The sequence below is a fragment of the Aliiruegeria haliotis genome, from assembly GCF_003003255.1.
Taxonomy (GTDB): domain Bacteria; phylum Pseudomonadota; class Alphaproteobacteria; order Rhodobacterales; family Rhodobacteraceae; genus Tropicimonas; species Tropicimonas haliotis.
In genome coordinates this window covers 26,898-52,707 of record NZ_PVTD01000012.1, presented here as the reverse complement: position 1 = coordinate 52,707, position 25,810 = coordinate 26,898, and the positions used below count along the sequence as shown (strand labels likewise).

Below are 25,810 nucleotides of genomic sequence, written 5' to 3'. Positions count from 1 at the left end.
GTCAGCCCTCCAGCGCGGCTTTCTGTGCGGCGACCAACTCCGCAACGCCACCCTCGGCAAGGTCGATCAATGTCGTCAACTCGTCCCGTCCGAAGGTTGCACCCTCGGCGGAGGCTTGCACCTCGATCATTCGCCCGCGTCCGGTCATGACGAAATTCGCATCGGTCCCGGCCTCGCTGTCTTCGGGATAGTCCAGATCGACTACAGGCTGACCTGCGTAGATTCCGCAACTGACTGCCGCCACGTGATCCGTGATCGGATCGCTCAGGACGTCTCCGGCCTTCATCAACTTGTTCACGGCCAGCCGCAGCGCGACCCAGCCTCCGGTGATGGATGCACAGCGGGTGCCGCCATCCGCCTGAATCACATCGCAGTCGACCACTATCTGACGTTCGCCGAGGGCCACTCGGTCCACGCCGGCACGAAGCGCCCGACCGATCAGCCGTTGGATTTCCTGTGTGCGGCCGGACTGGCCACGCTTGGCTTCGCGGTTCATCCGGCTGTGCGTTGCACGCGGCAGCATGCCGTATTCCGCAGTCACCCAGCCCAGACCCGAATTCTTGAGGAAGGGCGGCACGCGTTCGTCGATACTCGCCGTGCACAGCACGTGGGTATCCCCGCACTTGATCAGGCAGGATCCCTCGGCGTGCCGGGTCACTCCGGTTTCAATCTGAATGGGGCGCATTTCGTTCGTCTGGCGGCCGGAAGGGCGCATGGGGTGTTCTCCATATTGGTTGCTTCCGTCTTGGCGTTGTCGCTGTCGTGATGCAAGCCCGATTGACCCGCGCCGCGATCCTTCGTTTATTCGGGTCCGATCTGCGAACTCAGCCGACGGCAGGGCCCCATGAGCGACAGCGCAAGAATTCTCGACCAAATGAATGAGCGATCCCGCGAGGTCTTTCGCAGGGTCGTCGAAGGCTACCTGAGCAGTGGGGATCCGGTCGGCTCGCGGACATTGACCCGGACGATGTCGGAGAAAGTTTCGGCGGCAACGATCCGGAACGTAATGCAGGACCTTGAGTACCTCGGCCTGCTGGATTCCCCCCATGTGTCCGCTGGTCGTATCCCGACGCAACAGGGGCTGCGGATGTTCGTGGACGGCCTGCTGGAAGTGCGTGATCTGAACACCGACGACAGGGAACGTCTGGATGCGATGGTCAGCGGAAGCGAAGCGGACATCAGTGGCCTGATGACACGTGTCGGGTCGGCCCTTTCCGGCGCCACCCAGGTTGCCAGCCTTGTCCTCGCGCCTAAGCACGAGGCGCCGATCAAGCACATCGAGTTCGTCCAGCTCGCGGCGGATCGGGCGCTTGTCGTACTGGTCTTTGCCGATGGGCAGGTCGAGAACCGCGTTTTCACCCCACCCCCGGGACAGACACCGTCCTCCCTGCGGGAGGCCGCCAACTTCCTGAATTCGCTGGCGGAGGGTCTCACCATCGCGGAGCTTCGCCGCAAGATCAGCACGGAGATCTCACAGCGCCGGCAGGAGATCGATTCCCTTGCTCGGGACCTGGTGGAGGGCGGTTTGGCGACCTGGGCTGACGAGGGTGGGTCGAATGAGCGCCTCATCGTCCGAGGTCGGGCAAACCTGTTGGAGGAGGGCGCAGCGCCAGAAGATCTGGACCGCATCCGCACTCTCTTCGACGATCTGGAGCGCAAGCGGGATATCGCCGAGTTTCTGGAGTTGACCGACGAAGGGGAAGGGGTGAGGATTTTTATCGGCTCCGAGAACAAGCTTTTTTCACTTTCGGGTTCCTCTCTGGTCATTTCTCCATATATGAACGCTGATCGAAAGATCGTGGGGGCCGTCGGTGTGATCGGACCCACGCGACTGAATTATGGACGCATCGTGCCCATCGTGGACTATACCGCGCAGCTGCTGGGCAGGATGATATCGGACCGGAGTTGAAGGGTACGATGGCGGAAACGAAGAAAGATGAAGTGGCGGAAGATCCGGTCGAGGGGATCTCGATCGAGGGTCTGGCCGAAGACGCCGACGCGTTCGAGGGCGATCCGCTCGCGATGGACGACGAAGTCGAGACATTGCGGGCAGAGCGGGATGATTTTCGCGATCGGTTCATGCGCGCGCTTGCCGATGCCGAAAACTCCCGCAAGCGCAGCGAACGGGATCGTCGCGAGGCAGAACAATATGGCGGCTCCAAGCTGGCGCGGGATATGCTACCGGTCTACGACAACCTGAGCCGTGCCCTGGAGACTGTGACCGAGGAGCAGAAAGCCCAGTCGGCCGCGATGATCGAGGGCGTCGAACTCACCCTGCGCGAGCTGACGAACGTTTTCTCCAAGCACGGAATTACCGTTGTAAAGCCGGAGGTTGGTGACAAGTTCGATCCGCAGATCCACCAGGCGATGTTCGAAGCCCCGGTGCCCAACACCGTGGCGGGTGACATCATTCAGGTCATGACAGAAGGTTTCTTGCTGCATGACCGACTGCTACGTCCGGCGCAGGTTGGGGTTTCCTCGACGCCTGCGGGCTGATCGCGGAAAACGGTCACGATGAGAGAGTTGGGGGGCAGTCTGCGGGCTGCCCCTATTTCTGTGGGGCAGCCAGCGACTTCAGTTCATAGATCAGACCGAGGGCTTCCCGCGGCGTGAGTTCGTCTGGAAGGATGGCATCGAGTTTCTCCGTCAATGCATCCGGCGCGTTGGCGGGGCGTTCCGGGGCGGGCGGCACGGCCGAGAACAAGGGAAGGTCGTCGATCAGCGCCAGTTGGCGCTTGCCGCCCTCACGGTCACCTTTCTCCAGCTGATCAAGCACCACGCGGGCGCGTTCAACCACCGAAGTGGGAAGCCCGGCGAGCCGCGCCACCTGCACACCGTACGACCTGTCGGCGGCGCCGTCGCGAACCTCGTGCAGGAAGATCACCTCTCCCTCCCATTCCTTGACAGCAACCGTCGCGTTGTCGACACCATTCAGCTTGGCGGCCAGCGTGGTCAACTCGTGATAATGCGTGGCAAAGAGCGCCCGGCAGCGATTGACCGCGTGCAGGTGTTCCAGCGTCGCCCATGCGATGGAAAGACCGTCATAGGTGGCGGTGCCGCGACCGATTTCGTCAAGGATGACGAGACTGCGCGCGTCCGCCTGGTTGAGGATCGTGGCGGTCTCCACCATCTCGACCATGAAGGTCGATCGCCCACGCGCCAGATCGTCCGACGCGCCGACCCTACTGAAAAGGCTGCTCACTAGGCCGATGGTTGCAGTTCGTGCCGGCACGAAACTGCCGGACTGCGCCAGCAGCGCGATCAGCGCGTTTTGGCGGAGGTAGGTCGATTTACCGGCCATGTTCGGACCGGTGAGCAGCCGCACATGGGCGTTCTCGCTTTCCGCCGACAGCTGGCATTCATTGGCAACGAAGGATTTACCGTCCTGTTTCAGGGCCCGCTCGACAACCGGGTGCCGGCCTTCCTCGATGTGGAAGTCACGGCTTTCGTCCACCGTTGGGCGGCACCAATCCTCGCTCCTCGCCAGATCGGCGAAGGCAGATGCCACGTCGAGCTCGGCAAGCGCCCGTGCAGCAGTGCCGACGGCTCCGGCTGCGTCCAGCACAGTGGCGCGCAGCGCGTCAAAGATCCTTCGTTCGATTTCCAGCGCCCGGTTTCCGGCATTGAGAATGCGCGTTTCAAGGTCGGACAGCTCCACCGTGGTGAAGCGGACGGCATTGGCAGTGGTCTGTCGATGAATGAAAGTCTCTGACAGCGGTGCGGAGAGCATCTTCTCCGCATGGGTGGCCGTCGCCTCGACGAAATACCCCAAGACATTGTTATGTTTAACTTTAATCGACGAGATCCCAGTCAGCTCGGCATATTGCGCCTGCAAGGAGGCAACAACGCTGCGCCCTTCGTCCCGGAGCGTGCGAACCTCGTCCAGTTCATCGTCATAGCCGCTGGCCACGAAACCACCGTCCCGCACCATGAGAGGCGGCTCGGCCACCAACGCATTGTCGAGAGAATCGACCAGTGCATCGTGACCCTTCAAGTCGTTCAGGAAGACGTCCAGTATCCGCACTCCGGGCAATCCGGAAAGTGACCCGACGATCTGTTCGGCCTGCTCCAAGCCGGAGCGGATCGCGGCCAAATCCCTTGGCCCGCCGCGTTCGAGCGACAGCCGGGACAAGGCACGGTCCATGTCGGGCACTTTCCGCAATGCACCACGCAGGGTTTCACAGGCAGAGATGTCCTCGACAAACAGGCCGACCGCATCGAGCCGCGACTGGATAACGTGTGTATCGCAGGAGGGGCTCGAAATACGCTGCGTCAGCAACCGCCCGCCGCCGGCGGTGACTGTCCTGTCAATGGCGGACAGTAACGAGCCGTCCTTTCCGCCGGACAGGCTCGATGTGAGCTCCAGGTTTCGTCGCGTGGCGGCATCGATCTGCATGACCGTACCGGTGCTCTCGCGCTGCGGAGTACGGAGGAGGGGCAGTTTCCCCTTCTGGGTCAGTTCGAGATAGGCCACCACCGCCCCAAGCGCGCCCAGCTCCGCGCGTTCGAAAGCTCCGAAGCCGTCCAGCCCGGCAACGCCAAAGACGTCCTGAAGGCGCACCTTTGCACCGGCGCTGTCAAAGCTTGCCCGCGATACCGGGGTCAACGCGGCCCCGGCCTCCGACACAACGTCGTCGAGTGCGTTGGCCTCGACCTCCGACACCAACACTTCCCGCGGGGCCAGTCGCGCCAGTTCCGGTCCCAGCTTCACCAGCGGACAGGGCCCGACACGCAACTCTCCGGTGGAGATATCGACAGTCGCCAGCGCACCTGCATCCCGCACCTGTGCATAGGCGCAGAGGAAATTGTTGCGCCGCGCCTCCAGCAGGGAGTCTTCGGTCAAGGTTCCAGGCGTGACGAGGCGTACAACCTCGCGCCGCACGACCGCCTTGGAGCCGCGCTTCTTGGCCTCAGCCGGATCCTCCATCTGTTCGCAGACCGCGACCCGGAATCCCTTTCGGATCAACGTCAGCAGGTACCCTTCGGCGGCGTGAACGGGCACACCGCACATGGGGATATCCTCGCCCGCGTGTTTGCCGCGCTTGGTCAGGGCAATATCGAGCGCTTCGGCGGCAGCCACCGCATCATCGAAGAACATCTCGTAGAAATCGCCCATCCGGTAGAACAGCAGGGCCTCCGGGTGGCCTGCCTTGATCTCCAGATATTGTGCCATCATCGGCGTGACGGTCACGGCTGCCCCCTCATATGGTATTTCACGTTCGGCACAGCTTAGGCCAGTGTGCGCCCGCTTTGAAGGCGGATCCGGGATTCATCCACAGCTTCTCGCACCATGTAGAAACTGCGCATTGCCGCAGCGTCCTCCCCGCGTCAATCGGCGGTTTCGCTTTTTGCGTCCGAGAGGTCTAATTCCTGAATCACAACAGCAAGATCCGGGGAGGCGAGGCTGGCCATGAGCAAGAATAAAATCACGTCCGAAGAGGCGCTCCACTATCACCAGGATCCTCAGCCGGGCAAGTTCGAGGTCGTTGCCACCAAGCCGATGACCACCCAGCGGGACCTGTCGCTTGCCTACTCGCCGGGTGTCGCTGTGCCCGTGGAAGCGATCGCGGAGAATCCGGAATCCGCCTATGACTACACAACGAAGGGCAACACGGTTGCCGTGATCTCCAACGGTTCCGCAATCCTGGGGCTGGGCAACCTTGGGGCGCTGGCGTCCAAGCCGGTGATGGAGGGCAAGGCCGTTCTGTTCAAGCGGTTCGCCGACGTGAACTCCATCGATATCGAACTGGACACGCAGGATGCGGATGAGTTCATCAATGCGGTGAAGCTGCTGGGCCCGGCGTTCGGTGGCATCAACCTGGAGGACATCAAGGCGCCGGAGTGTTTCATCATCGAGCAACGGCTCAAGGAGTTGATGGACATTCCCGTCTTCCACGACGACCAGCACGGAACGGCCGTGATCTGCGCGGCGGGCCTGATCAACGCGCTTCACCTGACGGGCAAGAAAATCGAGGATTGCAAGTTCGTCCTGAATGGGGCGGGGGCTGCGGGAATTGCCTGCATCGAGCTGGTCAAGGCAATGGGCGCAAAGCACGACAATTGCATCGTTTGCGACACCAAGGGTGTTATCTACCAGGGCCGGAAGGAGGGGATGAACCAATGGAAGTCCGCTCATGCGGCCCGGACCGACGACCGTACGCTGGAAGAGGCGATGAAGGGCGCCGATGTTTTCCTTGGTGTGTCCGCGAAGGGCGCCGTATCACCTGAGATGGTGGCCTCGATGAACGACGATCCAGTGATCTTCGCGATGGCGAATCCCGATCCGGAGATTACGCCGGAGGAAGCCCACGAGGTTCGCAGCGACGCCATCGTTGCCACCGGTCGGTCGGACTATCCCAATCAGGTCAACAACGTTCTCGGATTTCCCTACCTGTTCCGCGGGGCTCTCGACATCCACGCCCGGGCGATCAATGACGAGATGAAACTGGCCTGCGCCGAAGCGCTCGCCGAGTTGGCGCGCGAAGATGTGCCGGACGAAGTCGCGATGGCCTACGGGCGGAAGCTGCACTTTGGCCGTGACTACATCATCCCGACACCTTTCGATCCGCGGCTGATCTACCGGGTGCCGCCTGCCGTCGCTCTTGCGGGGATGAACACCGGCGTTGCCCGCAAGCCGATCGTCGATCTGGAGGGCTACGAACAGCGTTTGCGAGAGCGGATGGACCCGACGGCCTCGATCCTGTCGTCGATCTCGGCCCGGGCCAAGGCGGCACAGGCGCGGATGATCTTTGCCGAGGGGGACGATGCACGCGTATTGCGCGCCGCGGTGGCCTATCAACGTCAGGGGTTCGGAAAGGCGTTGGTGGTTGGACGCGAGGCGGGCGTCAAGCAGAAGCTCGAGGATGCCGGCATGGGCGAGGCTTATCGCGAACTGGAGGTCGTGAATGCCGCGAACACGCGGCACCTCGAATCCTATACCGCGTATCTGTATGAACGTTTGCAGCGCAAGGGGTTTGACACGTCGGACATCTACCGGATGGCGGCACGCGACCGGCACGTCTTTTCCGCATTGATGCTGGCCCACGGTCATGGGGATGGCCTTGTCACTGGGGTGACTCGCAAATCGGCGCATGTTCTGCACCAGATCAACCGGGTGTTTCCTGCCTCTGCCGAGGATGGCGCCGTGGGTGTGACGGCCGTGCTGCACAAGGGCCGGGTGGTTCTGGTCGCCGACACGCTCGTGCATGAATGGCCCGACGAGGAGGATTTGGCCGACATCGCGGAAGCAGCCGCGCGGGTTGCCCGGGGGATCGGGCTGGAGCCGCGGGTTGCCTTTGCCAGTTTCTCGACCTTCGGCTACCCGGTCTCCGAGCGGGCGACCAAGATGCATATGGCGCCACAGGTCCTCGATCGGCGCGGCGTGGATTTCGAGTATGATGGCGAGATGACAGTCGATGTTGCGCTGAACCGTGAGCAGATGGCGGCCTACCCGTTCTGCCGCCTGTCAGGCCCCGCCAACATCCTTGTCGTGCCGGCCCGCCATTCGGCGTCGATCTCGGTGAAGCTCCTACAGGAGATGTCGGGGGCAACGGTGATCGGTCCAATTCTTGCCGGCGTCGGCACGCAGATCCAGATCTGTCACACCGGGGCGACGGTGAGCGACATCCTCCACATGGCGGCAATTGCGGCCTGCAAGATCGGATAGCCCATGGCAATCTACAACCTCGGTTCCATCAACACGGATTGGTTCTACAAGGTGACACGGTTTCCCGTGAACGGCGAAACCCTGGCGGCACTGCAATGCCGGTCCGGGCTGGGCGGCAAGGGTGCGAACCAGTCCGTCGCCGCCGCGCGCGCCGGATCCGTCGTGCATCATGTGGGCGCGGTCGGTGGCGAGGGCGTCTGGGCGGTCGAGCAGATGAAGTCGATGGGCGTGGACGTCACCCATGTGTCGATTGAAATCGCGGCGCCGACAGGTCACGCGATGATCTTCGTCACGCCCGATGGCGAAAACCGGATCGTGATCTACCCCGGCACCAATCGAATGATTGACGATGGCGATGTGAAGGCCGCGTTGGCAAAGGTCGCCCAGGGTGACACGCTATTAATGCAGAACGAAACCAACGCCCAGTTGTTGGCCGCACGCAAGGCGCGGAAACGTGGGATGCGGGTCGTCTACCTGGCCGCGCCATTCGATCTCACGGCTGTGCGCGAGGTTCTGGGCTACGTGGACCTTCTGATCCTGAAGCCAGGGGAGGCGGAGCAGATCGCCGCCGCGTTGGCCGTCGAGGTCACCGCGCTTCCGGTGCCGGAGTTGGTCGTCGTCGATGCGGTGAAGGGCGCGACCTGGTACGATCTCAAGTCCGGCGAGACGCTCAAGGTATCGGCACCAAGCGTGGAGGCGCTCGACACCACCGGGGCCCGGGATACGTTTGCCGGGTTTTTCTGCGCCTTGCGCGACCAGGGCTCCCCGATCGCCGAATGCATGGAACTCGCCATCGCAGCAGCCGCCCTCAAGGCCACAAAGGACGGCACATCAGAGGCCATTCCGGCCCTCAAAGACGTACGGTGTTTCCTCGAGGGTATCTCGGAAACCACGTGAGGCGCGGCCTTTGGGCCACAAGCTGCCTTGCTACCCAGGGCGAGGGAATCTGCCGGCCAGCGGTGGACGCGCGGTCAGCTTCCCGCAAACGGTGCGTCTGCACCCCAGAGTTGCCGCACACGGTCGTCGCGGCCGCAGGCATCACGGTAGCGTTTGTATGCCTTCGCTTTCGATGTTGGACCAAACCGCGTCAACACCAGATCATTCTTCTTGTAGTAATCCTGATGGTACTCTTCCGCGAGGTAGAAGGGCCCGGCCGCACGGATGGGAGTGACGATCGTCTCGCCCAGCGCCGCCTGGGCGTTTGATTTTCCGGCTCTGGCGGCGGCTTCCTGCGATGGTGTGGCGAAAATCGCCGTGGTGTAACTGTGGCCACGGTCGCAGAATTGTCCGCCGTCGTCTGTCGGATCAACCGAGCGAAAAAACAGGTCGACGAGGGTCTCGTAGCTGACTTTCCCGGGGTCGTAGGTGATGCGGACGGCTTCGTAGTGGCCGGTCCCGCCGCCAACGACCTGCTTGTAGCTGGGATTGGCGACAGTGCCACCGGTGTAGCCGGACTCGGCCTCGATCACGCCCGGAACGCTCTCGAAATCCGACTCCACGCACCAGAAGCAACCGCCGGCAAAGACTGCAGTCTCGCTAGGTGCGGCATTCGCTTCACTGCAGTGAACGCCCAGACCGAGCGCGATTGCAATCGCCAGAACGGTCGGTCGGATATTGTCCATGATGGCTTGCATGATGCTCTCCACTTCGTTGAAATCACCATGCGGGCAGCCGGACGTCACCTGCAATTCACCCACGCGTGAGGTCACGCACAGGTGAGTCATGTTTCGGGCTTTTCCTCCATTCATGGCGGATTTAGGGTCGCGCGCATGACGCAGAAAACTGACCAGATCTCCACGCACCAGGCGGCTGAGGATACTCGGAACGACGCCATTCTCATTTACCTGAACGGCCGGATCGTGCCGAAGAAAGAGGCGCTCGTCTCCGTCTATGACAGCGGGTTCATGCTGGGGGACGGTGTGTGGGAAGGCTTGCGGCTCTACGACGGGCACTGGGCCTTTCTGGGCGAGCACATGGATCGGCTGTTCGAGGCAGCCAAGGCCATTGACCTCGATATCGGGATGGATAAGGCCGGCGTGGTCGCGGCGCTGGAAGCGACGCGGGCGGCCAACGGAATGACGAGTGATGCCCACGCCCGCCTGATGGTGACGCGCGGGGTCAAGACGCGGCCGTTCCAACACCCGTCCTTGTCGCAGCAGGGGCCGACGGTCACAATCATCATGGAGCACTCCACACCATCGCTGCCGCGCCCGATCCGGCTTGCAACCGTTCCGCATATCCGGGGCCTGCCAATGAGCCAGGACCCCAAGCTGAACTCTCACTCCAAGCTGAACTGCATTCTTGCCTGTATCGCCGCGGAGAAAGCTGGCGCGGACGAGGCGCTGATGCTGGATGTGAATGGATTCGTGAACACGACCAACGCCTGCAACTTTTTCATCGTCCGAAAGGGAGAGGTTTGGACCTCGACCGGGGACTACTGCATGAACGGCATCACCCGCCAGAAGGTGATCGATATCTGCCGAGCGGAAGGAATTCCGGTGTTCGAACGGAACTACTCGCTGGTGGAGACCTACGGCGCCGATGAAGCCTTCCTGACCGGCACGTTTGGCGCGCAAACCCCGGTGGCCGCGATTGACGGTCGGCAGATCGGCACTGGTGAGCTTGGCCCGATGACGATGCGCATCAGGGACCTGTACAAGGCTCTGGTTGCCCGGGACGCCGCGACATGAGGATTGCAATGTGGTCCGGGCCGCGCAACCTCTCAACGGCCCTGATGTACGCCTTCGCCAATCGCGGCGACTTCGCTGCCGTGGATGAGCCCTTTTACGCAGCCTACCTTGCCGCGACCGGGCTCGATCACCCGATGCGGGCAGAAATCCTTGCTGTGCAACCACAGGATCCCGACGTCGTGGTATCACGGCTGTTGGGCGCGGTGCCGGATGGCAAGGCGCATTTCTACCAGAAACACATGACGCAACATATGGTGCCTGGCTTTCCGCGCGGGTGGATGCGCGACGTGGTGAACGTGTTTCTTATCCGTCACCCGGCGCGTGTCATCGCCTCATACAGCGCGAAGCGAGAGAACCCGACGCTCGATGATATCGGGTTCTGGCAGCAAACCGATCTGTTCGACCATGTGCGGCGGATGCAGGGCAAGGCCGTGGTGATCGACAGCAATGATATCCGCGCGAACCCGGACGGGATGCTGCGCAGGCTTTGCGACGAAATCGGGCTTGCCTTCGATCCGGCCATGCTCCGGTGGTCTGCGGGCGGACAAGAATGCGACGGTGTCTGGGCGCCGCATTGGTATGGGGCCGTCTGGAAGAGCATGGGGTTCGCCGGGCTGGAAGGGCCGCTGCCAGAGGTCCCGGAGCATTTGCGCCATGTGCTGGATGCCGCGCTTCCGCACTATCAGCGGTTGGCAGAGCGGAGGCTCCGGCTCGACTGACCGGCGCCCGTCATGCTTTCAGGAGCTGACCGAGCTTCATCGCAACGGCCGGATTTCCGGAAACCTTGATCTTTCCCAGCGCCACGGCTGTCATCGGGTTCAGCTTTCCCATGATCAGCTTTTCAAGGTTGTCAGCACTCATCTTGAGTGTGCAGGCGGCCGGACCATCGGCGAGCGTTGCCTGCCCATCGGCGAGCGTGATCGTGCCTGCCGGGCTACAATCGAATTTCAGGCTGTCCGTGAAATCGCTGGTGTCGAGACCCTTCTGGATTTTCCGGGCAATTGCGGCGAGTTCCATGCATGCGCTCCTTCTTTGCCGGCCAAGCGGTAGAAGCGGGCCGACCGCCCGGCAAGGATAACGCTGCGTTGCCGCGAAACGAAAAGGACCGCCCCCTAGAGGGCGGCCCCGCGTCGGGTCAACCGGATGGACTTATTGGAACTTTCGGTTCCGGTTGGCCAGCAGGCGCAGGCGCAAACCCTGGAGCTGGATGAAGCCCTGCGCGTCCGACTGGTCATAGGCGCCCATGTCCTCTTCGAAGGTCACCTGTTCCTCCGAATAGAGGGAATGGTCGGACCAGCGGGCGACGCAACGCGCCAGACCCTTGTAGAGCTTCATGCGAACGGTGCCGGTCACGTGTTCCTGGCTCTTGTCGATCAGCGCCTGAAGCATCTCCCGTTCCGGGCTGAACCAGAAGCCGTTGTAGATGAGTTCCGCGTATTTCGGCATGATCTCATCCTTAAGGTGGATGGCCATACGGTCCATGGTGATCGACTCGATGGCGCGATGCGCGTCGAGCAGAATCGTGCCGCCCGGGGTTTCGTAGATGCCACGGGACTTCATGCCGACGAAACGACCCTCGACCAGGTCCAGACGGCCGATACCGTGCTTGCGGCCATAGTCATTCAGCTTGGTCAGGATCGTGGCCGGGCTCATGCGCTCGCCGTTGAGGCCAACCGCATCACCCTGTTCAAAATCGATCTCGACGTATTCGGGTTCGTTGGGCGCATCTTCGGGATGAACCGTCCGCTGGTAGACATAATCGGGCGCTTCCTGGGCCGGGTCTTCCAGGATCTTGCCTTCGGAGGAGGTGTGCAGAAGGTTCGCGTCTACGGAGAAGGGAGCCTCGCCGCGCTTGTCCTTGGCGATCGGGATCTGGTGCTGTTCGGCAAACTCCAGAAGGCGCGTCCGGGATCCCAGGTCCCACTCACGCCAGGGCGCGATCGTGGTGATCTCGGGATTGAGCGCATAAGCTGAAAGCTCGAAACGGACCTGGTCGTTGCCCTTGCCCGTGGCCCCGTGAGAAACCGCATCGGCGCCGGTTTCGGCGGCAATCTCGACCAGTCGCTTGGAGATCAGCGGACGTGCAATCGCCGTGCCCAGCAGGTACAGACCCTCGTACTGCGCATTGGCGCGGAACATCGGGAACACGAAATCGCGCACGAATTCTTCGCGCAGATCCTCGATAAAGATGTTGTCGGGATTGATGCCGAGCATCTCGGCCTTCTTGCGGGCGGGCTCCAGTTCCTCGCCCTGCCCGAGATCGGCGGTGAATGTCACGACCTCGCAGCCATATTCCACCTGCAACCACTTCAGGATGATCGACGTATCGAGGCCGCCCGAATAGGCAAGCACCACTTTCTTGGGCGACGTCATGCTGGTTCCCCTTGTCTCGTTGGTTTCCGGCGCGATATCGCCTTTTGGGGGGCAGGGCAAGGACGCGCAAAACCGCGAATGGCCGCATGTTGGGGAGGATAGTGCCGAAACGGATCGGCGCCCGAAGCCAACCGGAAGGGCGCTGTACTTGCAGGAAAAGGTGACGACGGTATCGGAGGCGCAACCCCTGCCGTGGTATTGCGTGTCGGGCAAAGCTGGGTCAGATGAAGTCATGACCGATTTCTCCCGAAAGGCCCGTGCCGCCACCGTCGAGATGCGGAAGCTGTTTCCGCCGACACCGTTGCAGCGAAATGACTTCCTGTCCGAACGGTTCGACGCCGAGATCTACCTGAAACGCGAGGATCTGGCGCCTGTGCGGTCCTACAAGCTGCGAGGCGCCTTCAACGCAATGCGGAAGGTGCTGGCCGACGATCCGGAACAGGGTCTGTTTGTATGTGCAAGCGCAGGCAATCACGCGCAGGGCGTTGCCTATGTGTGTCGCCACTTTGGAGTTCGCGGTGTTGTGTTCATGCCGGTCACCACGCCCCAGCAGAAAATCCAGAAGACGCGTACCTTTGGCGGAGATGCGATCGAGATCCGCCTGACCGGAGACTATTTCGACGATACGCTGGCAGAGGCGAAGGCGTGGTGCACGGCCGAGGGAGGTCATTTCCTTTCGCCTTTCGATGACGCGGACGTCATCGAAGGTCAGGCATCGGTCATGGTCGAGATACTTGATGAAATCGACCCACCGGACATGGTCATCCTGCCGGTCGGTGGCGGTGGGCTGTCGGGTGGGGTGACACGCTATCTTTCCCAGACGGCGCCGATGGTCGGACTTCGATATGTCGAGCCGGAAGGTGGGGCGAGCCTGGCGGCCGCCGTCGCTGCCGGCGCGCCGGAAACCCTTGCCGAGGTCAACAGTTTCGTCGACGGGGCTGCTGTTGCCCGCATTGGAAATCTGCCGTTCGAGGCCCTCTCCCACGTCGCGCCGGCCGATGTGCTCAAGGCGCCCGAAGATCGCATCTGCACGACAATTCTCGAGTTGCTGAACGTCGAGGGGATCGTTCTGGAACCCGCCGGAGCACTGTCCGTGGATGCTCTGTCAGACCTCGCCAACCAGATCCGGGGACGCCGGATCGTATGTGTGACCTCTGGCGGGAATTTCGACTTTGAACGTCTTCCAGAGGTGAAAGAGCGGGCGCAACGCTATTCGGGGGTCAAGAAATACATCATTCTGCGCCTCCCACAGCGCCCTGGCGCATTGCGCGACTTCCTGGATCTACTCGGACCAGAGGACGATATCGCCCGCTTCGAATACATGAAGAAGTCGGCCCGCAACTTCGGATCTGTGCTTCTGGGGATCGAGACCACCCATGCCGCAAACTTCGCGGCCTTGTTTGCCCGTCTGGATGCGCAAGGCTTTGTATACAATGACATCACCACCAACGAGACCATGGCCGAGTTCGTGATCTAGGTTCCGCCCTCATGCAGCCAGACCGCCTTCGACTCCTTCCAGGAACGCTTGCTTGGAGGTCTCGTAGCATTCGATGATTCCGGCAATGTCGACCCGTTCCGGATTGCCCCCGGCAGCAATACCCTCGCCGGTCAGGCAGTTTCGCGCCAGGAGCTTGAAGCCAATGTTCATTGCGCAACCCTTCAGGAAGTGAAGATCCTCAACGTAGAGTCCTGGTCTTGGATCTGTGCGCAAACGGTTCATGACCATCTCGACTTCCTCAATGAAGAGGTCGACCACCTCGTCGAACTCGTCCGGCCCGATCTCCTCACGCAACTCGCAGACACGTTTCCAATCGATCATGTGTTGGTCCTCATTGGCTCCGCAGTCGTGGCCCGCAACCGATAGCTATGCGGCGAACCTTAACATCCACTTAGCCGCACCGAACATGTGTGAGTTCATTCGGCGTTAATCGAGCTGTGCGAAGGCTGGTCCCCGAATTGTTTGAACAGCGCCGAGGGCGAATTGGGTACATCGGCCGACAGGGACCAGCATCAGCAGCAACGGCGGAACGACCCGACCCAACGCAGGGTTCTGATTGTCGACGACAGTCGATTGCAACGCCGAATCCTGTGCACGTCGCTCCGGCGATGGGGGTACGACGTCCTGGAGGCAGGTTCCGGTCCCGAGGCGCTGGAACTCTGCGCCAGTGTCGAACCGGATTTCGTGATCAGCGACTGGATGATGCCCGGTATGGATGGACCCGAATTCTGCCAGGCCTTCAGGGGGATGGATCGGGACTCCTACGGTTATTTCATTCTCTTGACGTCCAAGTCCGAAGCAGTCGAGGTCGCGCATGGTCTTGATGCGGGCGCGGATGATTTTCTTACGAAACCCGTCAGTGGCGACGAGCTCCGCGCACGCCTGAATGCGGGCGAACGTGTCCTTCAGATGGAGGGCGAACTTGTCAGCAAGAACCGGTTGTTGACGTCGACCCTTCAGGAGCTGCAAACACTCTACAATTCGCTGGAAAGTGACCTGGTCGAAGCCCGCAAGTTGCAACAATCCCTGGTTAAGGAGAGATACCGCAGCTTCGGGGAATCCCATGTTTCCCTTCTGTTGCGGCCAAGCGGGCATGTCGGTGGCGACTTGGTGGGGTTCTTTCCGATCAACGCGCGGCGGGTGGCGCTCTTTGCGATCGATGTCTCTGGGCATGGGGTGGCCTCGGCCCTGATGACAGCCCGACTTGCCGGGTTCCTGTCGGGAACGTCGCCGGATCAGAACGTGGCCCTCTATGAGGGTGAATACGGGATCTACGATGCCCATCCGCCGCACAAGGTTGCCGCCGAACTCAACAGCCTGATCCTGACGGAGATGGATACCGAGACCTATTTCACGCTTCTCTTTGCCGATGTCGATCTCGTCTCGGGAGAGATTTCAATGGTCCAGGCAGGGCACCCCTATCCCGCAGTGCAGCGCGCCAATGGCGAGGTGGAATTTATCGGCGAAGGCGGTATGCCAGTAGGCTTGTTGCCCGATGCGCAATTCGAGACTGTCACGGCCACGCTACAGGAGGGAGACCGCCTGTTCATTGTCTCCGATGGCGTGACAGAGTGCGAAGACGCGAGCGGTGAGATGCTGGAACTGGAAGGGCTTCGCGACATCATGCAGCGCAATGCATCCCTTGGATCGCACGACTTCCTTGACGCTTTGACCTGGGACCTGTCCAGATTCACCGGCGACACGGAACTGTCCGACGATATTTCCGCCGTTCTGTTCGAGTTCGGGGGCGAAAAGCGAAATCTTGACTAACACGGATCAGGCGAGCAGGCGCCGCAGGAACAACCTGTCACCGGCATTGCCCAATGTCTCCGCGGCATCACGCACTGGCAGCCAGACAGGCATGTGGTGCGGCTCCGGTACGGCGCCAATGCGACGTCCCGGGCGGCATAGGTAGACCGCGCAGAGCTTCTCGGCCCAGATGTCGTAGTCAGGCATGTAGGTGAAACGTCTGAATGCGCCGAGCCGCTTGCGACAGCGCATCGTCCAGCCGGTTTCCTCGTAGACCTCCCGGTGAAGCGCGGCGACCGGCTGTTCGCCCGGATCGACGCCGCCACCGGGCAATTGCAACTCGGGAATCGGTTCCGCCTGATGGGTCAGCAACACCAGGCCGTCGCGCTCCAGAATGCCATAGACCCCGGGTCGCAAGCGGTACCGCTTCCCCGATTTCACAGGCTCTCCCACCCTGCGGATCATACTTGCCCCTTCCCATGGTGGATTGCCGTACCTACATGGCTGCGATATGCCAGCCACAGGCGCTCAAGGAAACCCCATGACTCTTGGATCCAAAATCGCGTGGGACGACACCGTCCTGCCCTTCCAGCTTGACCGTTCCGATATCCGCGGCCGGATCGCCCGGCTTGACGGCGTGCTGGACCAGGTGCTGTCACAGCACGACTACCCACCCGCGATCGAAGCCCTCGTTGCAGAGATGGCGTTGCTGACGGCTCTGATCGGGCAAACGGTGAAGCTGCGTTGGAAGCTGTCGCTGCAGGTGCGCGGCGACGGCCCCGCCCGGCTGATCGCCACCGACTACCACGCGCCAACGGAAGAGGGCGGGCCGGCACGGATCCGTGCTTATGCCAGCTTCGACAAGGAACGCCCGCTGGATGGCAAGCCTTTCGACCTTGTCGGGAACGGGTATTTCGCGATCCTCATCGACCAGGGCAAGGGCACGACGCCCTATCAGGGGATCACCCCGATTGCCGGCGGCAGCCTGACCGCCTGTGCGCAGACCTACTTTGCCCAATCCGAGCAATTGCCGACCCGGTTCGAACTCAGCTTCGGCCACTCCACGGACGAGCATGGAAGCGGTTGGCGTGCTGGTGGCGTGATGTTGCAGACGATGCCCAAGGCCTCGCCATCGGTTTCGACGGAGACTGAGAGCGGCGAGGAGCGTCTGCTCAGCGCCGAGGATATTCTTGAGGGTGAGGAAAGCGAGAACTGGGAGCGCGCCAACGTCCTTCTCGAGACCGTCGAGGAGCTGGAGTTGGTCGGTCCCCGTGTGCAGCCGACGGAACTGCTTGTGCGTCTGTTCCACGAGGACGAGCCACGCGTCTTCGACCCGTTGAGGGTGGAGTTCGGGTGCACCTGTTCGGAAGCAAAGGTGCGCCAATCGCTGTCGATCTACTCGGCAAGGGATATCGGTCACATGACGACACCGGAAGGAACAGTGACCGCAGATTGCCAGTTCTGCGGGGCGCACTACACGCTGGACCCGAAAACACTCGGCTTCGAGGCCGGGGAGGCGCCGGGTGACAGCACGTGAGGACCTAAAAACGCGCTTGGCTGCGGCGCTCGCCGGAAAGGGGGCGCCGTCGTCGGATTTCGATCTGAATCCGGGCACCGTATTGCCGCCGAACCGGAAACTGCGCGATGCGGCGGTGCTTGTTGCCGTATCGATCGAACCGCGGGGCGTCCGGGTCTATCTTACGAAGCGTTCGTCCAGGTTGAAGCACCATCCCGGGCAGGTCGCCTTTCCGGGCGGCAAGAAGGATGAGGGCGATACGGACCTCGCTGCGACTGCCCTGCGGGAGGCCCGTGAAGAGATCGCATTGCCCGACTCGAATGTGGAGATCGTCGGATGCATGCCCAGCCACGAAACAGTGACCGGCTTCAATGTGACGCCCATTGTCGGGATGCTGCGCGGCCCTTTCGAACCTGTGCCGGAGCCCGGTGAAGTGGCAGAGGTCTTCACCGTCCCGCTGGATCTGGTGACCGATCCGGCCCGTTTCTCGATTGAACGGCGACGCTGGCGCGGTGAATGGCGCCGGTTCTACACAGTGCCGCACGGTCCCTACTACATCTGGGGGGCCACCGCGCGCATTCTGCGTGGCCTGGCCGACAGGATGGGCTGATGTTCCACCTCCGTGCGCCATGGCTCGCTGTTCCGGCCGTGCAACGCGTTTGCACGTTGCTGGAGGAGGGTGGATTTCAAGCCCTCTTTGTCGGGGGTTGCGTGCGGAACTCGCTTCTGGGCGAGCCGGTTTCGGATCACGACCTTTCGACCGATGCCCGCCCCGAACAGGTGGCGGAGATCATGGAGGCCGCAGGCCTGAAGGTCGTGCCGACGGGTATCGATCATGGCACGTTGACTGTTGTCGCGGATGGCGAACCCTTCGAGATCACGACGTTCAGGAAGGACGTGGAAACGGACGGTCGCAGGGCTGTCGTCGAGTTTGCCCGGGACGTTGCGGCCGACGCGCGCAGGCGTGATTTCACCATGAACGCGGTCTATTGTGACCGCCGGGGAACGGTGATCGATCCGCTTGATGGATTGCCCGACATTCGGGCGCGCAGGGTGCGATTTGTGGGGGATGCCGACGAACGCGTGCGGGAGGACTACTTGCGAATCCTGCGCTTTTTTCGGTTTTCGGCATGGTACGGGGATCCCGACCTCGGCTTCGATGCAGATGCATTGGACGCCTGTGGACGAAACTCGACCGGGCTGGCGCAGATTTCCGCGGAACGGATCGGGGCGGAGATCCGAAAGCTCCTGGCGGCGCCTGACCCGTCGCGGTCCGTGTCCGTCATGGCCACAACCGGGGTGTTGAATGCGATACTGACGGGATCGGATGTCACTGCCTTGCCGATCGTGGTTCACCACGAGGAGCACCTGGGCCTGGAACCGGACGCCATGTTGCGTCTTGCCGCGCTGGGGGCGCAGGATGTCTCCACGCGGCTGCGCCTCAGTCGGCGCGATTCCCGCAGGTTGCAGGACATCGGTAGCGCCGCGCGATCCGAAATGGGGCCGGGCGAAACCGGATATCGGCTGGGCCGTGACGATGGGCGGGCGTCCTTGATCCTGCGTGATGCTTTGATGGGTGTCACCGTGTCCCCGGCTGATCTGCAAGCGGTCGAGGCCGGGTCCGAGGCACGCTTTCCGGTCAGTGCCCGCGACCTGATGCCCGAGGTGACCGGGGCGGAGATTGGCCGCACCTTGAAAACACTCGAAAACCGCTGGATCGCTTCGGGATTCCAGTTGTCGCGGGCACAGTTGCTGTCTTGACCGGGTTTGTGCTGGATCCACTGTACGCCTTCGTGTTTGCCGGGCTCTTTTCGCCAGGTCCGAACGTGATCCTGCTGACGAGTTCGGGGGCGCGGTTCGGGTTTCTGCGCACATTGCCCCATGTGCTTGGCGTGGCTTTTGGCGTCGGGATCACCAGCGGGCTCACGGCTTTCGGGCTTGGTGCACTGCTCCTCGCGCAGCCCTGGCTGACGCTGCTTCTCAAGGTCGCCGCGGCGGGATGGATTCTGTGGATGGCGTGGAAGCTGCTTCACGCTGCCCGCGCGCAGGTCCTGTCGGAAGCGGACCGGCCGTTTCGATTTCACGAGGCAGTTTTGTTTCAATGGGTTAATCCCAAGGTCTGGGCAATCGCCGTCGCCGCCTCCGCCGGGTTTTCGGCCGGGTTGTCACCGACCGGAGAGGCGCTCCGCATGGCCTCGGCGTTCTCGGGAATCAACCTGTTCGTCTGCCTCTTCTGGTCCTTCGCCGGGTCGCTCCTGACGTTCCTTCTGACCACGCCGCGCGCCTGGACCCTGTTCAACGGCACAATGGCAGCGGCGCTGGCGCTTTCCGCCGCGATGGTTTTCCTGTAACACGGGCGAGTTACATCTGGACCATTGCAGGTCTGTGAGATTGCTCGCCCGTGTTCCGATACTTCGAAAACCTGATCGACCCTTATACGCCGTATGAGGAGACCGACACGCCGCCACAGCGGCTGTGGCCCTTTCTGTGGGCCTATTCGCAGCCGTTCAAGCGGCTGTTCCTGGTTGCCGGCACGTTGTCTGTCATCGTGGCGGCGGTCGAAATCGGGCTCATTCACTATATGGGCCGTGTCGTCGACATCCTGTCCGAAGGTGCGCCAGCAGAGGTCTGGGACCGCTACGGTGCGGAGCTCATCGGGATCGCTTTGTTCATCCTGTTGTTGCGACCGGCCCTGCAGGCACTGGATGTGCTGGTGCTCAACAACGCCCTGCTGCCGAACTTCGGCACCTTGATCCGCTGGCGCTCGCATCGGCAGGTCCTGCGCCAGTCGGTGGGATGGTTCGAGAACGATTTTGCCGGTCGAATCGCGAACCGGATCATGCAGACGCCCCCGGCGGCAGGCGAATCCATGTTTCAGGTCTTCGACGCGCTGAGTTTCGCGCTGGCCTACCTGATAGGCGCGGCTGTTCTGCTGGCACAGGCGGATCCGCGTCTGGCGGTTCCCCTCGTGATCTGGTTCGCGCTCTATCTCGCGCTCCTGCGCTGGACCATCACACGTATCGGACCGGCGTCGAAGGCCGCGTCGGACGCCCGCAGTGCCGTGACCGGGCGGGTCGTCGACAGCTACACGAACATCCATTCGGTCAAGATGTTCGCCCACCATGACCGGGAGGTCGCCTATGCCAAGGAGGCCATCGACCGGACCCGCAGCACATTCCAGAAGGAGATGCGGATCTACAGCGTTATGGATATCGCGCTGACGCTTCTGAATGGCGTGTTGATCGTCGGCGTGGTGGGAATGTGCGTCGCGCTCTGGGTACAGGGTACGGCCACGGTCGGTGTCGTGGCGGCGGCGACGGCGCTTTCGTTGCGGCTCAACGCCATGACCGGCTGGATCATGTGGGCGGTGTCGTCCTTCTTTCGCAACCTCGGGATCGTGGCGGAGGGGATGGAAACCATCGCCCAGCCGATCACGCTCGTGGATGCACCCGACGCTCCCGATCTTGAGCTTCGCGCCGGGCAGGTCGAGTTTGAAGGGGTCAGCCATCACTATGGCCGCGGCGCCGGTGGGCTCGACAGCCTGTCCCTGACCATCCGGCCGGGGGAAAAGGTCGGGCTGATCGGGCGTTCGGGTGCTGGCAAGTCCACCCTGGTGAAGCTCCTGCTACGGTTCTACGACCCGGAGGCGGGGCGCATCCTGATCGACGGGCAGGACGTGACACGGGTCACGCAGGACAGCCTTCGCCTGCAAATCGGCATGGTGCAGCAGGACAATGCGCTGCTGCACCGCTCCATCGAGGAGAACATCCTCTACGGTCGTCCCGAGGCGACCCGGGTGGAGATGATGGCCGCCGCCGATCGCGCCGCGGCGAGCGAATTTATCGCGGAACTGACGGACCAGGAGGGTAACACGGGCTATGCCGCCAAGGTCGGTGAACGCGGGGTGAAGCTGTCGGGTGGCCAGCGGCAGAGGATTGCGCTGGCACGTGTGATCCTGAAGGACGCGCCGATACTTGTGCTGGACGAGGCGACTTCGGCGCTCGATTCCGAGATCGAGGCCGCGATCCAGGATACGCTCTACGGCGTGATGGAGGGCAAGACGGTGATCGCCATTGCGCACCGGCTGTCCACCATCGCCCGAATGGATCGCATTCTTGTCCTCGACGAGGGGCATATCGTTGAACAGGGGACCCACGAAGACCTCCTGAAACGCGGCGGGCTCTATGCCCGGTTCTGGGAGCGGCAATCGGGCGGATTCATCGGCCTGGAGGCCGGCACCACGGAGGACGCATGAAGATCGCCGCGCTTCTCGATCCCTTCGCGCAGGCCGAAGGGGCGCCACCGTCTGGTCTTCTGGCGTTCATGCGCTGGGCGTTGAAAGGCTCGTTCCCGGTCCTGCTTGCGGCGGGGATGTTGTCGGCTTTTGTCGGGCTGCTGGAAGTCGTTTCCGCGCTGCTGTTGGGCCGTATCATCGACTCCGCGCTCGACAGCGGGCCGGACACTTTCTTCTCCGACCATGGCTGGATGCTGCTTGGCGCGCTTGTTTTCTTCGTGGTCTTGCGGCCGATCGCCTTCGGTCTGTCGTCCGCGGCCAACACGATTGCAGTTCAACCCAACGTCATGCCGCTGGTTCAGGCCCGTCTGCACCGCTGGACGCTTGGTCAATCCGTGACCTTCTTCGACAACGACTTCGCCGGCCGCATCGCGCAGAAGCAAATGCAGACCGCCCGTGCCGTCACCGATGTGGTCGCGGAGGTCATCAACGTCGTCTTCTTCGCTCTTGCCTCGTTGATTGGCGCGGCCCTGATGCTGACGGCGATCGACTGGCGGGTGGCGATGGCGTTGTCGATCTGGCTCGTGGGCTATGTTGCGATCATCAGTTTCTTCATGCCACGTGTCCGGGTGCGTTCCAAGGCGCGTGCCGGGGCACGGACAATGGTCTCCGGGCAGATCGTCGACACGATCACCAATATCAAGACGGTAAAGCTCTTTGCCCATGCTGGCCGGGAGGATCGCGCTGCGCTGGATGCGATGGCGACTTACCGCGAGCGGTTTATCGAGTTCGGCACGCTCTCCTCCGTTTTTCGGACGGTGCTGATGACGCTGGCCGGGATACTGCCCGTTCTGCTGATCGGCGGCACGCTGTTGCTCTGGTCGAACGGGATCGCGAGCGCGGGGGACATTGCGGCGGCGGGGACGATTTCCATTCGGATCGCCCAGATGACAGGCTGGGTCAGTTTCACCCTGATGACGATCTACGCCAACATCGGTGAAGTGGAGGACGGTGCGCGAACCCTTGCGCGGCCACATGACCTGACCGACGGCCCCGATGCCGACACGCTTGACGTGGTGCGGGGCGAAGTTCGGTTTGACGAGGTGTCCTTCACTTACGGGCGTGGCTCCGGTGGGATCGACGGGATCACGCTGCGGCTCGCACCGGGCGAAAAGGTGGGCCTCGTGGGAGCGTCGGGTGCTGGCAAGTCGACCCTGGTCGCCTTGCTTCTGCGCCTGCATGACACCGAGTCCGGTGCCGTGAGGATCGATGACGCGGATCTGCGCGACGTGACACAGGAGAGCCTGCGTCGCCAGATCGGAATGGTTTCCCAGGAGACGGAGATGTTCAACCGCTCCGCCCGCGACAACCTGCTCTATGGCCGGCCGGATGCCAGCGAGAAAGAGATGATCGAGGCCGCCAGACGGGCGGAAGCACATGAGTTCATCCTTGACCTCAAGGACTTTCAGGGGCGCACCGGATATGATGCCCATCTTGGCGAACGCGGCGTGCGTCTGTCGGGGGGACAACGGCAACGGATCGCGCTCGCGCGGGCCATCCTGAAGGATGCGCCGATCCTTGTCCTGGATGAAGCGACCTCCGCATTGGATTCCGAGGTAGAGGCACAGATCCAGGTGGCGCTGGAGCGGGTGATGGAGGGCAAGACCGTGCTGGCGATCGCGCACCGGCTCTCGACCATCTCCCGGATGGACCGGATTGTGGTGCTGGACCAGGGACGGATCGCGGAGGAGGGGACCCATGCCGAGTTGCTGGCGCACGGCGGTCTCTATGCCCGCTATTGGAACCTGCAATCGGGCGGCTTCCTGAATATCCCGGAGGCGGCGGAATAGCGGGGCTTGTCCGGGGCGGCTCATTGCGGGATACCGCTCGGATCCGCGACATGCGGGGATGGTGCAGCAGCAAGGGTGCCCTTAAGCGGGTGGTACGGCCATGAGTGACGCAGACCCGCAGACCCTCGAAATCCTCAGGCTCGGCCACCGCGGTGACGGGATCGCGGAGGGTCCGGTCTTTGTGAACGGCGGCTTGCCCGGAGAGGTCGTCGAAGGTGTTATCACCGATGGCCGCCTCGCGGCACCGCGCATCCTGCGGCCATCGGAGTTGCGCGTCTCGCCGGTGTGTCGCCACTACAAGGGGTGCGGGGGATGCCTCGTGCAACATGCGCGCGAAGATTTCGTTTCCGACTGGAAGCGGGAGATCGTGCGCCAGGCCCTCGAAGCGCAAGGGCTGACGGCGCCCATCCGGGGCATTCATACATCGCCACCCCGCTCCCGCCGTCGCGCAACCTTTTCCGGGCGGAGGACAAAGAAGGGTGCTCTGGTGGGGTTTCACGGCCGCGCCTCGGACACCCTTGTCGATGTGCCTGAATGCCAGCTTGTTCACCCGGAGATCCTTGCGACCCGACCTGCCCTCGACAGGTTGACGCGCGCGGGAGCCTCCCGGAAGGGCGAGATATCGCTGACGGTGACGCTGACCGAGGACGGGCCGGACATCCATGTGAGTGGCGGCAAACCGCTGGACGCCGCACTTCGCATGGAAATGGCCGGCCTCGTGGAGTCGGAAGGTCTCGCGCGGTTGACGTGGGAGGATGAGGTCATCGCCCAACGGATCCCGCCACGTGTCCGTTTCGACGGCATCGCCGTGGTTCCGCCCCCCGGGGCGTTCCTGCAAGCCACGGCAGAAGGAGAGGGCGCCCTGCGCCGGTCAGTTCTGGAGGCCGTTGGAGATGGGGGCCATGTGCTCGACCTCTTTGCGGGGTGCGGGACCTTTGCGCTGCCGCTTGCCCGGCGCGCGGAAGTGCACGCGGTTGAAGGGCTGGAGGACCTGACGGCTGCGCTTGAGGCCGGATGGCGTCAGGCGCAGGGATTGAAGGCAGTCACCGTCGAAACACGCGACCTGTTCCGCCGTCCGCTGTTGCCGGATGAGCTGAAACGTTTCGAGGCCGTCGTGATCGACCCGCCGCGCGCGGGTGCGGAGGCTCAGACCGAGGAGATCGCCCGGTCCGACGTTCGACGCGTTGCGGCGGTGTCCTGCAATCCGGCGACCTTCGCACGGGATGCGGCGCGGCTGGTGCAGGCCGGATTCACGCTCGATTGGGTCGATGTCGTAGACCAGTTTCGCTGGTCGCCGCATGTCGAGCTTGCAGCTTGCCTGACACGCGGCAATATCCCTGTGAGAGCAAGACCAAAGGGCAGATCGTGCAACAAACTCTCAGAACCTGGCTTGAGCGACCGAGCACGCGAAACTTCGTCATCGGCGTCATCATCTTCAACGCTATCCTGCTGGGCCTTGAGACCTATCCGGCGGTGATGGATCGCGTCGGCCCCGTGGTCATTGCGCTTGATTTCGCCTGCCTGAGCGTCTTCGTGATCGAGATCGCGTTGAAGTTCGTGGCCTACGGGCTGCGGTTCTTTCGTGATCCCTGGAACGTCTTCGACTTTCTGATCGTCAGCATCGCCCTGATGCCGGCAGCCCACACGTTGTCTGTCCTGCGAGCGTTGCGGATTCTCCGGATCCTGAGGGTGATCTCTGCGCTGCCAAGACTGCGACGGGTGGTGGAGGGGTTCATCGCAGCGCTGCCGGGCATGGGATCGGTGTTCCTGCTGATGGGGCTTTGCTTCTACATCGGCGCTGTGATGACGACGAAACTCTACGGCCCGGATTTCCCGGAGTGGTTCGGCAGTCTCGGGAGATCGGCCTATTCGCTGTTCCAGATCATGACGCTGGAATCCTGGTCGATGGGGATTGTCCGTCCGGTCATGGAGCAGCACCCACAGGCCTGGTTGTTCTTCGTACCCTTCATCCTGATGACGACCTTCGCCGTGGTGAACCTGCTCGTCGGTCTGATCGTGAACTCGATGCAGGACGCGCATCACGAGGAGGACAACGCCAATACCGATGCCTACCGCGACGAGGTCCTGACGCGTTTGGAGAAGATCGAGCGCCGGTTGCAAGACATGGATCGGCGGATTCTGGCCGAAAACCCGGTGACAGGCTCGAAGGACACGAAGATGTGAGCACCCGGGACTGCTTCATTTTCACTCCGATTTGAGGTATGACTTGGCAA

At 62.4% G+C, this 25,810-nt stretch carries 23 protein-coding genes; 16 read left to right on the top strand and 7 right to left on the bottom strand.

The genetic code is table 11. From position 1 onward, the window contains the following. Nucleotide 1: 1 nt before the first annotated feature. A complete protein-coding gene (gene rph / locus CLV78_RS20370) occupies nt 2-715 on the bottom strand; it encodes a ribonuclease PH (protein WP_106207502.1) in 714 nt (237 codons plus the stop codon). 129 nt (nt 716-844) lie between these two features. Here rph and hrcA point away from each other — a divergent pair, with 129 nt between their 5' ends. Together hrcA and CLV78_RS20360 are read left to right on the top strand one after the other, a co-directional pair. Then, nucleotides 845-1,909 (top strand): heat-inducible transcriptional repressor HrcA, encoded by a 1,065-nt coding sequence (gene hrcA / locus CLV78_RS20365; protein ID WP_106207500.1) that lies wholly within the window; start codon nt 845-847, stop codon nt 1,907-1,909. Nucleotides 1,910-1,917: 8 nt separating this feature from the next. Beyond that, complete coding sequence (locus CLV78_RS20360) at nt 1,918-2,496, top strand: nucleotide exchange factor GrpE (protein WP_106207499.1); 579 nt, start codon at nt 1,918-1,920, stop codon at nt 2,494-2,496. A gap of 52 nt (nt 2,497-2,548) precedes the next feature. Here the strand turns inward: CLV78_RS20360 and mutS are convergent, their stop codons facing one another. Further along, on the bottom strand, nt 2,549-5,176 hold the full coding sequence (mutS, locus tag CLV78_RS20355; protein WP_106207639.1) for a DNA mismatch repair protein MutS: 2,628 nt from the start codon (nt 5,174-5,176) through the stop codon (nt 2,549-2,551). A gap of 234 nt (nt 5,177-5,410) precedes the next feature. Between mutS and CLV78_RS20350 the strand changes: the two genes are divergently transcribed. Continuing rightward, entirely contained in the window at nt 5,411-7,666 is a 2,256-nt protein-coding gene (locus CLV78_RS20350; protein ID WP_106207497.1) for an NADP-dependent malic enzyme, read from the top strand. Between the two features lie 3 nt (nt 7,667-7,669). Beyond that, the gene (locus CLV78_RS20345) at nt 7,670-8,563 is read left to right on the top strand and encodes a ribokinase (RefSeq protein WP_106207495.1); all 894 of its coding nucleotides are present in this window, start codon (nt 7,670-7,672) and stop codon (nt 8,561-8,563) included. 74 nt (nt 8,564-8,637) lie between these two features. On the opposite strand, the gene msrA is transcribed toward CLV78_RS20345, so the two are convergent. After that, complete coding sequence (gene msrA, locus CLV78_RS20340) at nt 8,638-9,300, bottom strand: peptide-methionine (S)-S-oxide reductase MsrA (RefSeq protein WP_106207637.1); 663 nt, start codon at nt 9,298-9,300, stop codon at nt 8,638-8,640. Nucleotides 9,301-9,435: 135 nt separating this feature from the next. On the opposite strand from msrA, the gene CLV78_RS20335 reads away from it, so the two are divergent. Beyond that, nucleotides 9,436-10,356 carry a D-amino acid aminotransferase gene (locus CLV78_RS20335; protein ID WP_106207493.1) on the top strand — a complete coding sequence of 307 codons (921 nt, stop codon included), beginning with the start codon at nt 9,436-9,438 and terminating at the stop codon, nt 10,354-10,356. Next, nucleotides 10,353-11,075 (top strand): sulfotransferase-like domain-containing protein, encoded by a 723-nt coding sequence (locus CLV78_RS20330; protein WP_106207491.1) that lies wholly within the window; start codon nt 10,353-10,355, stop codon nt 11,073-11,075. Before CLV78_RS20335 ends, CLV78_RS20330 begins: the two co-directional genes overlap by 4 nt. A gap of 10 nt (nt 11,076-11,085) precedes the next feature. On the opposite strand, the gene CLV78_RS20325 is transcribed toward CLV78_RS20330, so the two are convergent. Continuing rightward, the gene (locus tag CLV78_RS20325; RefSeq protein WP_106207489.1) at nt 11,086-11,373 is read right to left on the bottom strand and encodes an SCP2 sterol-binding domain-containing protein; all 288 of its coding nucleotides are present in this window, start codon (nt 11,371-11,373) and stop codon (nt 11,086-11,088) included. A 132-nt stretch (nt 11,374-11,505) separates the two neighbouring features. Then, nucleotides 11,506-12,729 (bottom strand): argininosuccinate synthase, encoded by a 1,224-nt coding sequence (locus CLV78_RS20320; protein WP_106207487.1) that lies wholly within the window; start codon nt 12,727-12,729, stop codon nt 11,506-11,508. Between the two features lie 232 nt (nt 12,730-12,961). On the opposite strand from CLV78_RS20320, the gene ilvA reads away from it, so the two are divergent. Continuing rightward, nucleotides 12,962-14,206 (top strand): threonine ammonia-lyase IlvA, encoded by a 1,245-nt coding sequence (gene ilvA / locus CLV78_RS20315; protein ID WP_106207635.1) that lies wholly within the window; start codon nt 12,962-12,964, stop codon nt 14,204-14,206. A gap of 9 nt (nt 14,207-14,215) precedes the next feature. Here the strand turns inward: ilvA and CLV78_RS20310 are convergent, their stop codons facing one another. Continuing rightward, on the bottom strand, nt 14,216-14,548 hold the full coding sequence (locus CLV78_RS20310; protein ID WP_106207485.1) for an Hpt domain-containing protein: 333 nt from the start codon (nt 14,546-14,548) through the stop codon (nt 14,216-14,218). A gap of 141 nt (nt 14,549-14,689) precedes the next feature. On the opposite strand from CLV78_RS20310, the gene CLV78_RS20305 reads away from it, so the two are divergent. Continuing rightward, a complete protein-coding gene (locus CLV78_RS20305; RefSeq protein WP_425427973.1) occupies nt 14,690-15,997 on the top strand; it encodes a PP2C family protein-serine/threonine phosphatase in 1,308 nt (435 codons plus the stop codon). A gap of 6 nt (nt 15,998-16,003) precedes the next feature. On the opposite strand, the gene CLV78_RS20300 is transcribed toward CLV78_RS20305, so the two are convergent. Next, on the bottom strand, nt 16,004-16,441 hold the full coding sequence (locus CLV78_RS20300) for an NUDIX domain-containing protein (RefSeq protein WP_106207484.1): 438 nt from the start codon (nt 16,439-16,441) through the stop codon (nt 16,004-16,006). 76 nt (nt 16,442-16,517) lie between these two features. Here CLV78_RS20300 and hslO point away from each other — a divergent pair, with 76 nt between their 5' ends. From hslO to CLV78_RS20260, 8 genes are all read left to right on the top strand, one after another. Next, nucleotides 16,518-17,513 (top strand): Hsp33 family molecular chaperone HslO, encoded by a 996-nt coding sequence (gene hslO, locus CLV78_RS20295; protein WP_106207482.1) that lies wholly within the window; start codon nt 16,518-16,520, stop codon nt 17,511-17,513. Next, a complete protein-coding gene (locus tag CLV78_RS20290) occupies nt 17,500-18,102 on the top strand; it encodes a CoA pyrophosphatase (RefSeq protein WP_245925200.1) in 603 nt (200 codons plus the stop codon). Before hslO ends, CLV78_RS20290 begins: the two co-directional genes overlap by 14 nt. After that, nucleotides 18,102-19,253 carry a CCA tRNA nucleotidyltransferase gene (locus tag CLV78_RS20285; RefSeq protein ID WP_106207480.1) on the top strand — a complete coding sequence of 384 codons (1,152 nt, stop codon included), beginning with the start codon at nt 18,102-18,104 and terminating at the stop codon, nt 19,251-19,253. Before CLV78_RS20290 ends, CLV78_RS20285 begins: the two co-directional genes overlap by 1 nt. Nucleotides 19,254-19,261: 8 nt before the next feature. Further along, the gene (locus CLV78_RS20280; protein WP_106207629.1) at nt 19,262-19,843 is read left to right on the top strand and encodes a LysE family translocator; all 582 of its coding nucleotides are present in this window, start codon (nt 19,262-19,264) and stop codon (nt 19,841-19,843) included. A gap of 50 nt (nt 19,844-19,893) precedes the next feature. After that, complete coding sequence (locus tag CLV78_RS20275; protein ID WP_106207478.1) at nt 19,894-21,747, top strand: ABC transporter ATP-binding protein; 1,854 nt, start codon at nt 19,894-19,896, stop codon at nt 21,745-21,747. After that, nucleotides 21,744-23,576 (top strand): ABC transporter ATP-binding protein, encoded by a 1,833-nt coding sequence (locus CLV78_RS20270; protein WP_106207476.1) that lies wholly within the window; start codon nt 21,744-21,746, stop codon nt 23,574-23,576. The genes CLV78_RS20275 and CLV78_RS20270 overlap by 4 nt, the downstream gene beginning before the upstream one ends. A gap of 100 nt (nt 23,577-23,676) precedes the next feature. After that, nucleotides 23,677-25,053: a class I SAM-dependent RNA methyltransferase gene (locus CLV78_RS20265; RefSeq protein WP_146136741.1), complete on the top strand. Its 1,377-nt coding sequence runs from the start codon at nt 23,677-23,679 to the stop codon at nt 25,051-25,053. Then, nucleotides 24,942-25,760: an ion transporter gene (locus CLV78_RS20260; protein ID WP_106207474.1), complete on the top strand. Its 819-nt coding sequence runs from the start codon at nt 24,942-24,944 to the stop codon at nt 25,758-25,760. The genes CLV78_RS20265 and CLV78_RS20260 overlap by 112 nt, the downstream gene beginning before the upstream one ends. Nucleotides 25,761-25,810 lie beyond the last annotated feature (50 nt).

Bases quoted from the DNA above. Each gene is read 5' to 3' on its own strand.
- CLV78_RS20345 (WP_106207495.1), top strand. From the start codon at position 7,670: ATGGCAATCTACAACCTCGGTTCCATCAACACGGATTGGTTCTACAAG.
- msrA (WP_106207637.1), bottom strand. From the start codon at position 9,300: ATGCAAGCCATCATGGACAATATCCGACCGACCGTTCTGGCGATTGCA.
- hslO (WP_106207482.1), top strand. From the start codon at position 16,518: ATGACTCTTGGATCCAAAATCGCGTGGGACGACACCGTCCTGCCCTTC.
- hrcA (WP_106207500.1), top strand. From the start codon at position 845: ATGAGCGACAGCGCAAGAATTCTCGACCAAATGAATGAGCGATCCCGC.
- CLV78_RS20270 (WP_106207476.1), top strand. From the start codon at position 21,744: ATGAAGATCGCCGCGCTTCTCGATCCCTTCGCGCAGGCCGAAGGGGCG.
- rph (WP_106207502.1), bottom strand. From the start codon at position 715: ATGCGCCCTTCCGGCCGCCAGACGAACGAAATGCGCCCCATTCAGATT.
- CLV78_RS20350 (WP_106207497.1), top strand. From the start codon at position 5,411: ATGAGCAAGAATAAAATCACGTCCGAAGAGGCGCTCCACTATCACCAG.
- CLV78_RS20360 (WP_106207499.1), top strand. From the start codon at position 1,918: ATGGCGGAAACGAAGAAAGATGAAGTGGCGGAAGATCCGGTCGAGGGG.
- CLV78_RS20310 (WP_106207485.1), bottom strand. From the start codon at position 14,548: ATGATCGATTGGAAACGTGTCTGCGAGTTGCGTGAGGAGATCGGGCCG.
- mutS (WP_106207639.1), bottom strand. From the start codon at position 5,176: ATGATGGCACAATATCTGGAGATCAAGGCAGGCCACCCGGAGGCCCTG.
- CLV78_RS20300 (WP_106207484.1), bottom strand. From the start codon at position 16,441: ATGATCCGCAGGGTGGGAGAGCCTGTGAAATCGGGGAAGCGGTACCGC.
- CLV78_RS20265 (WP_146136741.1), top strand. From the start codon at position 23,677: ATGAGTGACGCAGACCCGCAGACCCTCGAAATCCTCAGGCTCGGCCAC.
- CLV78_RS20330 (WP_106207491.1), top strand. From the start codon at position 10,353: ATGAGGATTGCAATGTGGTCCGGGCCGCGCAACCTCTCAACGGCCCTG.
- CLV78_RS20320 (WP_106207487.1), bottom strand. From the start codon at position 12,729: ATGACGTCGCCCAAGAAAGTGGTGCTTGCCTATTCGGGCGGCCTCGAT.
- CLV78_RS20325 (WP_106207489.1), bottom strand. From the start codon at position 11,373: ATGGAACTCGCCGCAATTGCCCGGAAAATCCAGAAGGGTCTCGACACC.
- ilvA (WP_106207635.1), top strand. From the start codon at position 12,962: ATGACCGATTTCTCCCGAAAGGCCCGTGCCGCCACCGTCGAGATGCGG.
- CLV78_RS20285 (WP_106207480.1), top strand. From the start codon at position 18,102: ATGTTCCACCTCCGTGCGCCATGGCTCGCTGTTCCGGCCGTGCAACGC.
- CLV78_RS20335 (WP_106207493.1), top strand. From the start codon at position 9,436: ATGACGCAGAAAACTGACCAGATCTCCACGCACCAGGCGGCTGAGGAT.